11 protein-coding genes are annotated in these 14,052 nt (G+C 73.8%); 10 read left to right on the forward strand and 1 reads right to left on the reverse strand.

The window, feature by feature from the left end:
• Positions 1-288: 288 nt before the first annotated feature.
• From ACJTNH_RS14260 to ACJTNH_RS14305, 10 genes are all read left to right on the forward strand, one after another.
• Positions 289-1,341: a BMP family lipoprotein gene (locus ACJTNH_RS14260; protein WP_458176732.1), complete on the forward strand. Its 1,053-nt coding sequence runs from the start codon at positions 289-291 to the stop codon at positions 1,339-1,341.
• Between the two features lie 185 nt (positions 1,342-1,526).
• Positions 1,527-3,062 (forward strand): ABC transporter ATP-binding protein, encoded by a 1,536-nt coding sequence (locus ACJTNH_RS14265; RefSeq protein WP_458176734.1) that lies wholly within the window; start codon positions 1,527-1,529, stop codon positions 3,060-3,062.
• Positions 3,059-4,300, forward strand: coding sequence for an ABC transporter permease (locus tag ACJTNH_RS14270; protein WP_458176736.1), 1,242 nt, complete (start codon positions 3,059-3,061; stop codon positions 4,298-4,300). The genes ACJTNH_RS14265 and ACJTNH_RS14270 overlap by 4 nt, the downstream gene beginning before the upstream one ends.
• Before the next feature lie 79 nt (positions 4,301-4,379).
• Positions 4,380-5,654, forward strand: coding sequence for an ABC transporter permease (locus tag ACJTNH_RS14275; protein ID WP_458176738.1), 1,275 nt, complete (start codon positions 4,380-4,382; stop codon positions 5,652-5,654).
• Positions 5,654-6,070 (forward strand): cytidine deaminase, encoded by a 417-nt coding sequence (locus ACJTNH_RS14280; protein WP_458176740.1) that lies wholly within the window; start codon positions 5,654-5,656, stop codon positions 6,068-6,070. The genes ACJTNH_RS14275 and ACJTNH_RS14280 overlap by 1 nt, the downstream gene beginning before the upstream one ends.
• Positions 6,067-7,344: a thymidine phosphorylase gene (locus tag ACJTNH_RS14285; protein ID WP_458176742.1), complete on the forward strand. Its 1,278-nt coding sequence runs from the start codon at positions 6,067-6,069 to the stop codon at positions 7,342-7,344. The genes ACJTNH_RS14280 and ACJTNH_RS14285 overlap by 4 nt, the downstream gene beginning before the upstream one ends.
• A gap of 140 nt (positions 7,345-7,484) precedes the next feature.
• On the forward strand, positions 7,485-8,339 hold the full coding sequence (locus ACJTNH_RS14290) for an ABC transporter ATP-binding protein (RefSeq protein WP_458176744.1): 855 nt from the start codon (positions 7,485-7,487) through the stop codon (positions 8,337-8,339).
• An 82-nt stretch (positions 8,340-8,421) separates the two neighbouring features.
• A complete protein-coding gene (locus ACJTNH_RS14295) occupies positions 8,422-9,237 on the forward strand; it encodes an ABC transporter permease (protein ID WP_458176746.1) in 816 nt (271 codons plus the stop codon).
• Between the two features lie 101 nt (positions 9,238-9,338).
• Positions 9,339-10,427 carry an adenosine deaminase gene (locus ACJTNH_RS14300; protein WP_458176747.1) on the forward strand — a complete coding sequence of 363 codons (1,089 nt, stop codon included), beginning with the start codon at positions 9,339-9,341 and terminating at the stop codon, positions 10,425-10,427.
• Positions 10,428-10,761: 334 nt separating this feature from the next.
• The gene (locus ACJTNH_RS14305; protein ID WP_458176749.1) at positions 10,762-12,411 is read left to right on the forward strand and encodes a DEAD/DEAH box helicase; all 1,650 of its coding nucleotides are present in this window, start codon (positions 10,762-10,764) and stop codon (positions 12,409-12,411) included.
• Positions 12,412-12,488: 77 nt separating this feature from the next.
• On the opposite strand, the gene ACJTNH_RS14310 is transcribed toward ACJTNH_RS14305, so the two are convergent.
• A complete protein-coding gene (locus ACJTNH_RS14310) occupies positions 12,489-13,991 on the reverse strand; it encodes a hypothetical protein (protein ID WP_458176751.1) in 1,503 nt (500 codons plus the stop codon).
• Between the last annotated feature and the right edge of the window lie 61 nt (positions 13,992-14,052).

Genomic DNA, 14,052 nt, shown 5'->3' on the forward strand with positions numbered 1-14,052 from the left:
CAGGCGAGCGGTGGGGGCGCCCCGGTGTGGTCGCGGTCTCACCGGGAGGTGCCGGGAGCGGTCCCGCGTCGCCCGTTGGCAACGATCGGGTCTCTATCCGTTCTGCGACCGGTCATCCGCGTCGGCCCCGCGGTTAGCGTGCCGGGGTCGCCGTCGCCTGGCGCCCCGCCTCGCGCGGGGGAGCCGGACGGCGGGGGGAGCCTGGAACACACCGCACCGGGACCCGCACCGACCACGGGTCGGCAGGGTCCTCTGAGAGAGGAGACCGTCTTGCGCCGAGTGCGTGGGATGAAGGCCGCAGCTCTGCTGCTGGCCGGCAGCATGGCCCTGGCGGCCTGCGCCAGCGACGAGACCGACAGCGGCTCGGGCGGCGGCAGCGGCAGCGGCGGCAACGACGAGCTCATGATCGGCCTGGCCTTCGACACCGGCGGCCGTGGCGACAAGTCGTTCAACGACTCCGCCTACGCCGGGGTCGAGGCCGCCGTCGAGGAGCTCGGCCTGTCGATGGAGGACAACGTCCAGACGCTGTCGCCCAACGACGACGCCTCCAACCGCGGCGAGCTGCTCACCCAGCTGGCCGAGCAGGGCTACGACCCGGTGATCGCCGTCGGCTTCAACTACGACGAGATCATCGCCGACGTCTCCCAGGACTTCCCGGACGTCACCTTCGCCCAGGTCGACGGCTCCAACGCCGACGGCGCCAAGGGCGACAACGTCACCGGCCTGCTGTTCGCCGAGGAGCAGGGCTCCTTCCTGGCGGGCGTGGCCGCGGCGTCGAAGACCGAGACCGACAACATCGGCTTCGTCGGTGGTGTGCAGAGCCCGCTGATCGAGAAGTTCCAGGCCGGGTTCGAGGCCGGGGCCCGCGCGGTCAACCCGGACATCACCATCCAGAGCCAGTACCTCTCGCCGGCCGGTGACTTCAGCGGCTTCGGCGCCCCGGACCGCGGCTACAGCGTGGCCCAGGGCTTCTACCAGAGCGGCGCGGACATCGTCTTCCACGCCGCTGGTGGCTCCGGTGAGGGTGTGTTCCAGGCGGCCGTCGAGGCGAACAAGCGCGCCATCGGCGTCGACTCCGACCAGTGGCAGACCGCCTCGCCGGAGCAGCAGGCCGTGATCATGACCTCGATGATCAAGCGCGTCGACAACGCGGTGATGGAGTTCATCCTCTCCGTCGCCAACGACGAGGCCGAGGGCGGCACCGACGTGGTCTACGACCTGGAGTCCGACGGCGTCGGCCTGTCCACCTCCGGTGGCTACATCGACGACATCGCCGACGTCATCGAGGACTACCGCCAGCAGATCGTCGACGGGTCGGTCACGGTTCCCACCACCCCGTGACACGTTCGCCCTGAGCAGCACGGGCAGCGGCGGGCTCGGGGGCGGCACACGCCCCCGAGCCCGCCGTTTTCCGTGTGTACCGTCTGCGCGTCGGACGACGACACCTGAGAACCACCCCCGGCCGGAAGACCTGCGGCCGGCGGCCCACCCCGCGCAACCCACGCCGGTCCCCCGAGGAGTTCCCGTTGACCGAGTCGGCACCGCTCGCGGTCGAGCTCCGCGGCATCACCAAGCGCTTCCCCGGCGTGGTGGCCAACTCCGACATCCAGCTGCGCGTCCGCCGCGGTGAGGTGCACGCGATCGTGGGGGAGAACGGCGCCGGCAAGTCGACGCTGATGAAGACCCTCTACGGCATGCACCGCCCCGACGAGGGCGAGATCCTCGTCGACGGCCGCCCGGTCACCTTCCGCAGCCCGGCCGACGCGATCGCCGCCGGGATCGGCATGGTCCACCAGCACTTCATGCTGGCCGACAACTTCACCGTGCTGGAGAACGTCGTCCTGGGCAGCGAGCCCACCAAGGGCGGCCGGCTGGACCGCGCGGAGGCGCGGCGCCGCATCCGGGAGATCTCCGACGCCTACGCCCTGGGCCTGGACCCCGACACCCTGGTCGAGGACCTCGGTGTCGGTGACCGGCAGCGCGTCGAGATCGCCAAGGTGCTCTACCGCGGCGCCCGCACGCTGATCCTGGACGAGCCGACCGCCGTGCTGGTGCCGCAGGAGGTCGACGAGCTGTTCGGCAACCTCGCCGAGCTCAAGCGCGAGGGCCTCACCGTCATCTTCATCTCGCACAAGCTCGACGAGGTGCGCAAGGTCGCCGACTCGATCACCGTGATCCGCCGCGGCACCACCGTCGGCACCGCCGACCCGCAGACCACCACCGCCAAGCAGCTGGCCGAGCTGATGGTCGGCGCCGAGCTGCCGGTCGCCCAGACGCGCGACTCGACGGTCCGGGAGACCCCGGTGCTGCAGCTGCGCGGGGTGAGCGTCGCCGCGCCCGGCGGCCGCCCCGCGGTGGACGACGTCTCGCTGACCGTCCGCGAGGGCGAGGTGGTGGGCATCGCCGGCGTCGAGGGCAACGGCCAGGCCGAGCTGGTCGACGCGATCATGGGGCTGCGGCCGCTCAGCTCCGGCGTCGTCCTGCTGGGCGCCGACGACATCACCGCGTGGTCGACCCGGCGCCGCCGCGAGCAGGGCCTGGGCTTCATCCCCGAGGACCGGCACCGGCAGGGGATGCTGCTGGAGGCGCCGCTCTGGGAGAACCGGGTCCTGGGTCACCAGACCCGCCCGCCGTCGGTGAAGGGCGCCTTCATCGACCGCAAGGGCGCCCGCGCCGACACCGAGCGGATCATGCGCGAGTACGACGTCCGGGCACCGGGCCCGGACACCGCGGCCATGGCGCTGTCCGGTGGCAACCAGCAGAAGCTGATCGTCGGGCGGGAGATGAGCGCGCGGCCGCGGCTGCTCATCGCCGCCCACCCGACCCGCGGCGTCGACGTCGGCGCTCAGTCGGTCATCTGGGAGCTGCTCAAGGACGCCCGCGCGGAGGGGATGGGGATCGTGCTGGTCTCGGCGGACCTCGACGAGCTGATCGGCCTGTCGGACACGCTGCACGTCATGCTCCGGGGGCGGCTGGTCGCCACGCTGGACCCGGCGAGGCTGACACCGGAGGAGCTGGGCACCCACATGACCGGCGCGGCCACCACGGCGGGTGCCGCGTGAGCACCCTGCGCCGCCTGGGCACCGCGCTGCTGGCGCCGGTGCTGGCCATCGTCGTCGCGCTGGCGATCTCCGCGCTGGTCATCGTGCTGATCGGGGAGAACCCGCTCCGGGCGGTCGAGGTGATGCTCGACTTCGGGGACAGCCCGTCGCAGCAGACCCAGGCGATGGTCGTGATCCTCAACCGGGCCGTGCCGCTGTTCCTCGCCGGGCTGGCCGTCTCGGTGGCCTTCCGGATGGGGCTGTTCAACATCGGCGTGGAGGGCCAGTACCGGCTCGCCACGATCCTGTCGGCCGCGGCCGGCGCGGCCGTCGCGCTGCCCGCCCCGCTGCACGTGCTGCTGATCATCGTCGTCGCGATGCTGGTCGGCGCCTTCTGGGCCGGGATCGTCGCCGTCCTGAAGGTCACCCGGGGCGTGAGCGAGGTGATCAGCTCGATCATGCTGAACTTCATCGCCCTGGGGCTGGCGTCCTACCTGCTCACCGGGCCGCTGCGGGGCAGCGAGCCGGGCGCGTCGATCATCACCACCGCCGACATCCCCGAGTCCGGCTGGTTCCCCGGGCTCAACGGCGTCTTCGGGGCCCTGGGGCTGGCCGAGCCCCGCTCGGAGCTGTACGGCTTCCTGCTGGTCGCGGCCGTCGCCGGGATCGTGATCGCGGTGCTGGTCAAGCGGACCCGCTTCGGCTTCGACCTGCGGGCCACCGGCATGTCGCCGTCGGCGGCGACGGCCAGCGGCGTCGACGCCCGCGGCATGGTGGTCAAGACGATGCTGATCTCCGGCGCGGTCGCCGGGCTGATCGGCCTGCCCGACCTGCTGGGCAGCTCGCACCACTACGGCACCGAGTTCACCACCGGGCTGGGCTTCCTCGGCATCGCGGTGGCGCTGCTGGGCCGCAACTCACCCATCGGCATCGCGCTGGGCGCGCTGCTGTTCGGCTTCCTGGACCGCGCGGCGATCCCGCTGCAGTTCGAGGGCATCCCCGCCTCGGTGGTCACGATCATCCAGGGCACCATCGTGCTGGCCGTCGTCGTCGCCAACGAGATCGCCCGCCGGATCACCCGGCGACAGGCCGAGCGCGGCGGCAGCCAGCCGGCCTCACCGACCACCGGTGACGGCAGCACGGACGGCGGGCAGGGCCCCGGCGGCCCGCCGCCGGACCCGGGCGCCGCAGTCGGCACCGGCACCGGCCCCGGCGTGCGCAGCGGCGCCGCCGACGGCACCCGAGGAGGCCAGCAGTGAGCAACGCGAGGGCGACGTGCGAGCGAGCATCGCAGGGAGCGCCAGCGACCGAGGAGCGGAACGAGCACGGAGCCGAGCAGTGAGCACCGCGACGACGACCTCTGCCCCGAGCCGGGGGCCGGTCACCGAGCTGCTGCTCGGCGGCGGCCGGGCGCGCCGGATCACCTGGCTGCTGGTCGGGCTGCTCGTGCTCGTCTCGGCCGTCCGGGTCGTCTCCGGTGAGCAGGCGCTGACGTCGTCCTCGACGTTCTCCGCCGCGCTGCTGCTGGCCGTCCCGCTGGGGCTGGTCGCCCTCGGCGGGCTCTTCTCCGAGCGGGCCGGCGTGGTCAACATCGGCCTCGAGGGGATGATGATCCTCGGCACCTGGGGGGCCGGCTGGGCCGGCTACCAGTGGGGCTGGGCCGGCGCGCTGATCGGCGGCGCGGTCTTCGGCGCGGTCGGTGGCCTGCTGCACGCGATCGCCACGGTCACCTTCGGGGTCGACCACGTGGTCTCGGGTGTGGCGATCAACATCCTGGCCGGCGGCGTCGTCCGGTTCCTGTCCGAGCTGCTCTACAGCGACAACCCGGCCGGTGGCGGGGTGACCCAGTCGCCGGCGCTGTCGAACCGGCCGCCGAGCTTCTCGCTGCCGGTGCTCTCCTCGGGCCCGGACCTGCTGGGCGACCTCGAGCGGCAGCACTGGTTCCTGGTCTCCGACGTCGCCGGCATCCTGCGCGGGTTCACCAGCGGCGTCGGGGTGCTCACGGTGCTCGCTGTGCTGCTCGTGCCCGCCAGCTACCTGCTGCTGTGGCGCACGGCGTTCGGGCTGCGGCTGCGCTCCTGCGGCGAGAACCCGGCGGCCGCGGACTCCCTCGGCGTGCCGGTCTACCGGCTCAAGTACGTCGCCGTGATCATCTCCGGTGCGCTCGCCGGGCTCGGTGGTGTCTTCCTGGTCTTCGTCGCCAACATCTACCGCGAGGGCCAGACCGGCGGCCGCGGCTTCATCGGCCTGGCCGCGCTGATCTTCGGCAACTGGCGGCCCGGTGGGCTGGCGGCGGGCGCGGGCCTGTTCGGGTTCTCCGACGCCCTGCAGCTGCGCAGCCCCACCGCCGTGGTCGCCCTGCTGCTGCTCATCGCCGTGCTGCTCGCCGGCGTGGCGATCTGGCAGGGCATCCGGCGCCGGTACGTGCAGTCGGTGATCGCCGCGGCGTTCGCCGCCGCGGCCCTGGCCGGGTTCCTCACCGTCGACGAGCTGCCCGAGGGCATCGTCTCCTTCACCCCGCACCTGACCACGCTGCTGGTGCTCTCGCTGGCCTCGCAACGGCTGCGGATGCCGAAGGCCGACGGGCTGGTCTACCGACGAGGAGAGCACTGATGGACGTCGACTGGGACGTGCTGCGCACCCGCGCGCGCGAGGCGATGAGCCACGCCTACGCCCCCTACTCGCGCTTCCCGGTGGGGGTGGCCGGGCTGGTGGACGACGGCCGGGTGGTCACCGGCTGCAACGTCGAGAACGCCTCCTACGGCCTGGGCCTGTGCGCCGAGTGCGGCATGGTCAGCGACCTGGCCCGCACCGGCGGCGGCCGGCTGGTCGCCGTGGCCTGCGTGGGTGGGAACGGGCAGCCGCTGATGCCCTGCGGGCGCTGCCGGCAGCTGCTGTGGGAGCACGGTGGTGCGGACATGCTGATCGAGACCGTGTCGCTGGGCATCGTGCCGATGAGCGAGGTGCTGCCCGACGCCTTCGGCCCGGACGACCTGGTGGCTGCAGCGGAGCGGGGGCAGGGAGCATGACGCAGCCGTTCGACGCGATCGACGTCATCCGCGCCAAGCGCGACGGCCGGACGCTCACCGCCGACCAGATCCGCTGGGTGATCGGCGCCTACACCGACCGGGTGGTGCCCGACGAGCAGATGAGCGCGCTGCTCATGGCGGTGTTCTTCCGCGGCATGTCCGGTGACGAGCTCGCCGCCTGGACCCAGGCGATGATCGACTCCGGCGTCCGCAAGGACCTCTCCGCGCTGGGCCGGCCGACCGCGGACAAGCACTCCACCGGCGGCGTCGGCGACAAGATCACCCTGCCGCTGGCCCCGCTCGTGGCCGCATGCGGGGTCGCGGTGCCGCAGCTGTCCGGCCGCGGGCTGGGGCACACCGGCGGCACGCTGGACAAGCTGGAGTCGGTCCCCGGCTGGCGCGCCGACGTGCACGAGGAGGCCTACCTCGAGCAGCTGCGCGAGGTGGGTGCGGTCATCTGCGCCGCCGGCGCCGACCTCGCCCCGGCGGACAAGGTGCTGTACGCGCTGCGCGACGTCACCGGCACGGTCGAGTCGATCCCGCTGATCGCCAGCTCGATCATGAGCAAGAAGATCGCCGAGGGCGCCGACGCGCTGGTGCTGGACGTCAAGACCGGCTCCGGCGCCTTCATGCGCGACCCGGACGACGCCCGCACGCTGGCCCGCACCATGGTCGGGCTGGGCGAGGCGGCCGGGGTGCGCACCGTCGCCCTGGTGACCGCGATGGACCGCCCGCTGGGCCGCAGCGCCGGCAACGCCGTCGAGGTGGCCGAGTCGGTGGAGGTGCTGGCCGGCGGTGGCCCGGCCGACGTGGTGGAGCTGACCCTCGCCCTGGCCCGGGAGATGCTGGCCGGCGTGGGGCGGGACGACGTCGACCCCGCCGACGCCCTCGCCGACGGCCGCGCGATGGACGTCTGGCGGCGGATGATCAGCGCCCAGGGCGGCGACCCGGACGCGCCGCTGCCGCAGCCGGCCGAGCGCCACGTGGTGACCGCCCCGGCCACCGGCACGCTGACCCGGCTGGACGCCTACGCCCTGGGCGTCGCCGCCTGGCGGCTCGGTGCCGGCCGGGCCCGCAAGGAGGACCCGGTGTCCGCGGCGGCCGGGATCGTGTGGACCGCGGGCGTGGGGGAGCAGGTGACCGCCGGTCAGCCGCTGCTCGAGCTGCAGACCGACGACGCCGCCCGCATCCCGCGCGCCCTGGAGGCCCTGGAGGGCGCGATCGGCGTCGACACCGACGACCAGCCCCTGCCCCTCCTGCTCGACCGCATCTGAGAGGACCCCCGCACTCGCGAGGGGGCCGGGGGAGGGGTGGCGTGGGCGCACAGGTGGGTGGAGGACACTGACCGCTCGTGCAGAAGGACCACCTCCTCCCCAGCACTCGCGGGCTCGCGGCGGGACCCGAGAGGCGGCCGATGGAACTCGACCCTGACGCGGCGATCAGCGTGCGCGGGCTGGTCAAGCGCTACGGCGACCGCAACGCCGTCGATGGCCTGGACCTCGACATCCGGCGCGGGGAGATCTTCGCCCTGCTCGGCCCCAACGGTGCCGGCAAGACGACCACCGTCGAGGTGCTGGAGGGCTACCGGCAGCGGGACGCCGGTGAGGTCCGGGTGCTCGGCGTCGACCCGGCGGAGGCCGGACGGAGCTGGAAGGCCGAGCTCGGCATCGTGCTGCAGTCCGGCGCCGGGGACAGCCAGCTGACCTGCCTGGAGCTGCTGCGCGCCCAGGCCGCCTACTACCCCGACCCGCGCGACCCGGCCGAGGTGCTGGAGCTGGTCGGCCTGACCGAGAAGGCCGGCTCGCGGGGCCGCACCCTCTCCGGTGGTCAGCGCCGCCGGCTGGACGTCGCCCTGGGCATCGTCGGCCGACCCCGGCTGCTCTTCCTCGACGAGCCGACCACCGGCTTCGACCCGGAGGCCCGCCGGCAGTTCTGGTCGCTGATCCGCTCGCTGCGCGACCTGGGCACCACGATGCTGCTGACCACGCACTACCTGGACGAGGCCGAGGAGCTGGCCGACCGGGTCGGGGTGATCACCCGCGGTCGGCTGGTCGAGGTGGCCGTCCCGTCCGCGCTGGGCGGTCGTGGGCAGGCGCCGGCGGTCGTCTCCTGGCGCGAGGACGGCGTCCGGCGAACCGCCGAGACCGACACCCCGACCGCGTTCGTCGCCGAGCTCGCCGCCCGGTTCCCCGGCGAGGTGCCCGACCTCGCGGTCGCCCGGCCCACGCTGGAGGACGTCTACCTGCAGATGATCGGAGACCGTCCGTGAGTGAGCATCGCAGCGAGCGCCAGCGAGCGAGGAGCGGAGCGAACGGCCGAGCGGAGCGAGGAGGCCTGTCATGGACCGTCGCATGACGCTCACCACGGAGCGGCCGCTGCCCTCGGTCGCCGCGGTCTGCCGCACCCGGGCCGGGGTGGAGCTCAAGGAGTTCTTCCGGCAGCGGGAGTCCGTCGTCTTCACGCTGTTCTTCCCGGTGATCCTGCTGCTGGTCTTCGGCGCCGTCCTGGACTACGACCTGGGCAGCGGGGTCAGCTTCACCCAGTACTTCATGGCCGGCGTGATCGCGGCCGGCATCCTCGGTGCGAGCCTGCAGAACATGGCGATCGGCATCGCCACCGAGCGCAGCGACGGCACGCTCAAGGGCCTGGCCGGCACGCCCATGCCCAAGAGCGCCTACTTCGTCGGCAAGGTCGTGCAGGTCTTCGTCGTCACCGTGGCGATCGTGGCGATCCTGCTGGCGATCGGCGCGGTGTTCTACGACATCGACCTGCCCTCGGGCACCGGCTGGGTGACCTTCGCCTGGGTCGCGGCGCTCGGCTCGGCGGCCTGCACGCTGCTGGGCATCGCCATCTCCAGCCTGGCCCGCAACGGTCGCTCGGCGTCGGCGACGGTGACCCCGGTGGCGCTCGTCCTGCAGTTCATCTCGGGTGTGTTCTTCCAGTTCAGCGAGGTCCCGACCTGGCTGCAGACGGTCGCCGCGGTGTTCCCGCTGAAGTGGATGGCGCAGGGGCTGCGCTCGGTCTTCCTGCCCGACGCGTTGGCCGCCCAGGAGCCCGCCGGCACCTGGGAGCTGGGCCGGGTCGCGCTGGTGCTGGCCGCCTGGTGCGTGATCGGCCTGCTGCTGTGCGTCCGCACCTTCCGCTGGCAGGACCGCGTCGACCGCTGACCCGTAGCCCCCCCGGGGGGCTTTCGGTACCGAAAGCCCGGGGCTTTCGGTACCGAAAGCCCGGTGGGCTGGGTGGCGGGGGTACCGGTTAGCGTGCGGGGATGCCCGCCGCTGCACCCCTGGACGCCGCCTCCATCGCCCGTGCACCGAAGGTGCTGCTGCACGACCACCTGGACGGCGGGCTGCGGCCGGAGACGGTCCTGGAGCTGGCCGAGGAGGCCGGCTACCGCGAGCTGCCGGCCGACGAGCCGGCGGCGCTGGGCCGCTGGTTCCGGGAGTCCGCCGACTCCGGGTCGCTGGTCCGCTACCTGGAGACGTTCGCGCACACGGTGGCGGTGATGCAGCGGCCGGAGGCGGTGCAGCGGGTGGCCCGGGAGTGCGCGCTGGACCTGGCCGCCGACGGCGTCGTCTACGCCGAGGTGCGGATGGCGCCGGAGCTGCTGACCGCCGGTGGGATGTCGCTGGACGACGTGGTCGAGTCGATGCTCGACGGCTACGCCCAGGGCTCGAAGGAGGCGGCGGCCGCCGGGCACCCGATCGTCGTCGGCACGCTGCTGTGCGCGATGCGGCAGGCCGACCGCTGGGTCGAGGTCGCCGAGCAGGTGGTGCGCCACCGGGACGCCGGCGTGGTCGGCTTCGACCTGGCCGGGCCGGAGGACGGCTTCCCGCCGGACCGCGTCCCGGCGGCGATCGAGCTCCTCGACCGCGCGGAGGCGCACCGGACGATCCACGCCGGGGAGGCAGCAGGCATCGCCTCGATCCGGGCCGCGCTGGACGGCGCCGGGGCCGAGCGGCTGGGCCACGGCGTGCGGATCGCCGACGAGGTGCCGGTCGACGGGCCGCTGGGGGAGCTCGCCGAGCGGGTGCGGGACGAGCAGGTCGTGCTGGAGGTGGCGCCGTCGTCCAACGTGCAGACCGGCGCGTACCCGTCGCTTGCCGACCACCCGGTCGACCGGCTGCACCGGGCCGGCTTCGCGGTCACGCTGAACACCGACAACCGGCTGATGAGCGGGGTCTCGGTGACCAGCGAGGTCACCGACGTGGTGCGCACCTTCGGGTGGACGTGGGACGACGTGCAGACGGTGACCGAGCGTGCGCTGCGCGCCGGGTTCGCCGACGACGCGGTGCGGGCTCGGATCGCCACCGAGGTCGTCCGCCCGGCCTACGACGCCCTCCGCGCGGGTCGCTGACGCACCCGGGCGAGCAGTCGACGGATCCCCTCGCCCGCGGCCCGTCCAGAGGCTCGCCCCGAGCTCGCGAGGGGTGATGAGGACGGCTTGCTCCCACTCGCGGCGGGCCCCGGCGAGGGAGCCTGATCACACGGGAATCAATCCGGGCGCTGCGCTGCTAACCTGACGTGACCGGCGTGTGCCGGTCATCCTCCCGGACGGTCCTGTCCGGGCACAGCGCATCCGTGCAGATCACGCGTCACAGAAGACGGCCGCGATCACCAGTGTGGACGCCGGGCTCCCCGGCGGTCAGCATCACCACGGGACGCGCACCGATCTGCATCGGAGTTCCCGCTTGTCCTCGTTCGACTCTGTCGACACCCAGAACACCCCCCTGAACGGCACGACCGCCGCCGAGGCCGTCGAGACCCAGGTGACCGCCCCCGAGGCCATCGAGGCCGAGGTCGCCCCCGAGCCGACCGGCCCGACCTTCGCCCAGCTGGGCCTGCCCCAGCCGCTGGTCACCGCGCTCGAGCGCAGGGGCATCCGCCACCCGTTCGCCATCCAGACCTCCGCGCTGCCGGACGCCCTCGCCGGGCGCGACGTGCTCGGCAAGGCGGCCACCGGCTCGGGCAAGACGCTCGCCTTCGGCCTGCCGCTGCTGGCCCGCATCGGCGCGGAGGTGCAGCACGGTCGCCGCGCCCCGCGTGGCCTGATCCTGGTGCCGACCCGTGAGCTGGCCCAGCAGGTGCACGACAACCTGGCCCCGCTCGGCCAGTCGATCGGCGTCCAGCTGGCCGCCGTCTACGGCGGTGCCTCGATGTACCGCCAGATCCAGCAGCTGCGTCGCGGCGTCGACGTGCTCATCGCCACCCCCGGGCGGCTGCAGGACCTGATCAACCAGGGCGAGACGACGCTGTCGGAGGTGGTCGTCTCGATCATCGACGAGGCCGACTTCATGTCCGACCTCGGCTTCCTGCCCGTGGTCAAGGAGCTGCTGGACCAGACCCGCCCCGACGCCCAGCGGCTGCTGTTCTCGGCCACCCTGGACGGCGAGGTCGACACCCTGGTCCGCCGCTACCTCAAGGACCCGGCCCGGCACGAGGTGGTCAAGGCCGCCGACTCCGGTCCGCAGGCCGAGCACCTGGCCTACAGCGTGTCCTTCCCGGACAAGCTGAAGGTCACCGAGGCGATGGCCGCCCGCCCGGGCCGGATCATCATTTTCGTGCGCACCCAGCACGGTGCCGACCGGCTGGCCGACAACCTGCAGCACGTCGGCATCAAGGCCGAGGCGATCCACGGTGGGCTGCCGCAGTCGGCCCGCCGCCGGGCGCTGGAGGCGTTCACCGACGCCCGCAGCCCGGTGCTGGTCGCCACCGACGTCGCCGCCCGCGGCATCCACGTCGACGACGTGTCGCTGGTGCTGCACTACGACCCGCCGGCCGACCACAAGACCTACCTGCACCGTTCCGGCCGCACCGCGCGCGCCGGCGCCGCGGGTGTCGTGGTCTCCCTGCTGCTGCCCGACCAGGTGGGGCAGTCCAAGCGCCGGTTCCGCCAGGCCAAGGTCGACCCGCAGGTCAGCCGGATCCGTCCGGGCGACGCCGCGATCGCCGACCTCGTCGCCGGTGGCACGTTCGTCGAGCCGATCGTCCGGCCGGTGCGCGAGTCGCGTCGTCCGGCCGGGGGCTCGGGCGGACGTCGTCCCTCGGGTGAGCGTCCCGGCGGCTACCGCGGCGGCCCGCGCCGTCCGTCCGGCGACCGCGAGCGCGCGTACGGAGACCGCCCCTCGGGCGAGCGCTCCTACGGCGATCGGGATCGCCATGCCGGTGGCCGCCCCTCCGGCGACCGCGACCGCTCGTACGGAGACCGCCCCTCGGGCGAGCGCTCCTACGGCGATCGGGATCGCTCCGGTGGTGGCGACCGGCGCACCGGTGGCTACCGCGGTTCGAGCGAGGGGCACCGCTCCGGCGGCCGCCCGCCGCGTCCCGCGCGCTCGTACTGAGGCAGCGCCCGTCCTGACGGACGGGTGACCAACGGCAACGGCCGGCCCCCGCACTGCGGGGGCCGGCCGTTGCCGTCTCAGCTCTCTCGGCCCCGCTGCAGGGGCCCGCCGCGAGCTCGTTCGTGGCGGGGGGCGGCGGGGTCCTCCCGGTCGCTCCGGAAGACCAGGCAGGTGGAGACGTCCTCGACGACGTCGCCCCAGGCGGCCGCCAGCGCGGGCGCCTCCTCGGCGGCCAGCGGGGCGGTCGGCTCGGACTCGCCGCGCGCGACGGCCCGGCCGAGTGCGGCGCGGGGGCCGAGCAGCTGCTGCACCCGGGGCAGCCCGGCGTACTCGGCGAGGTCGAGCACGCCCTCGGCGGGCTGCACCAGCGCCTGGTGGGTGGCCAGTCCGCCGGCGCCGCGGGCGACCTCGGCGAGCACCTCGGTCAGCGCGGTCAGGTCGTACCGGTCCTGGTCGGCGGGCAGCGGCAGGGTGTCGGTGTCGGCGACCTCGGGCCAGGAGGCGATCTCGGTGAGGTCGTGCGGCTCGTCGCCGGCGCAGAAACGAGCCAGGTCGACCGGCGTGGGGAAGACGAAGACCTGCCCCTCCCGGCCCAGGAAGCGGGCGCGGTCCTCCACGTAGCAGCGCAGGGTGAGCCCGGAGCCCTCCGGAACGACCACCTCGACCGGCAGGATGCCGACGGCCTCCCAGAACTCCTGGGCGGCGGCGACCGCGGCAGGGGTGGCGGTCAGCGGGCTGCCACCGTGCACGGCGCGCACCCCGGCGGTGGCCGCCTCGGCCGGGGCGGCGGCGGTGGAGCCGGCGGCCGGTCGTGCCACCGGGGCGTCCTCGTCGTCCTCGTCGGCCAGGTCGTCGAGGTCGTCGGGCTCGGCGGCGCGGGACTCGGCCTCCTCGGCGGCCGAGGGGTAGGCGTCCCCGGACACGGTGCCGGCCCCGCTCCAGTCCAGGTGCTCGTCGAGCTCCTCGAGGACGTCCTCCCACAGCTCGTCGATCGCGGTGCCCAGCCGGGCCCAGCTCTCCTCGCCGGTGCGGCCCAGGAAGGCGTCGATGCCCAGGCCGAGGGCGGCGACCTCCGGCTTGGCGACCAGCTCGGCGACCGCCTCGAAGCCGGTCTCCTCGTCGTCCTCGTCGTCGTCCTCGTCACCGGCGGTGTCGCAGCACTCGGCCAGCCGGCCGACCATGTCGACCACCGCGGCCAGCTCGTCGACGGCCCAGCGGTCGGGGTTCTCGGCGACCACGTCGTAGACGCCGTCGAGGTCGAACCGGTGGTCCTCGTCCGGGGTGAGGTCGGCGGCGCCCAGCGTCGACACCACCGGCCAGACCGGGTGGTCGACCAGGTCGTGGTCGGTGGCGGTGCGGCAGAAGGCGGCCAGCGCGGCGGGGGAGGGGAAGAGGTGGACGACGGCGGTGGGGCCGGGGGCCTCCGGGTCGTCGTCGTTGATGTCGGCCGGCAGGTCGACGGTGCTGCCGAGGAACGCCTGCCACTCCTCGCCGTCCTCCTCCCACGGCGGCGCCCAGAGCGTGTAGCCCGTGCGGTCGTCGAGGGTCAGGGCGATGGGGACGATGCTGGGCCTGGGCACCCGCCCATCCTGCCCGGTCAGCCCACCCCCGCGCACTGCGGTACCCAGGTCCGACCGGGGC

Source organism: Modestobacter lacusdianchii, assembly GCF_054177765.1.

Excerpts from the sequence above, each read along its gene's own strand:
- ACJTNH_RS14260 (WP_458176732.1), top strand. The coding sequence starts at position 289 with ATGAAGGCCGCAGCTCTGCTGCTGGCCGGCAGCATGGCCCTGGCGGCC.
- ACJTNH_RS14280 (WP_458176740.1), top strand. The coding sequence starts at position 5,654 with ATGGACGTCGACTGGGACGTGCTGCGCACCCGCGCGCGCGAGGCGATG.
- ACJTNH_RS14285 (WP_458176742.1), top strand. The coding sequence starts at position 6,067 with ATGACGCAGCCGTTCGACGCGATCGACGTCATCCGCGCCAAGCGCGAC.
- ACJTNH_RS14290 (WP_458176744.1), top strand. The coding sequence starts at position 7,485 with ATGGAACTCGACCCTGACGCGGCGATCAGCGTGCGCGGGCTGGTCAAG.
- ACJTNH_RS14295 (WP_458176746.1), top strand. The coding sequence starts at position 8,422 with ATGACGCTCACCACGGAGCGGCCGCTGCCCTCGGTCGCCGCGGTCTGC.
- ACJTNH_RS14300 (WP_458176747.1), top strand. The coding sequence starts at position 9,339 with ATGCCCGCCGCTGCACCCCTGGACGCCGCCTCCATCGCCCGTGCACCG.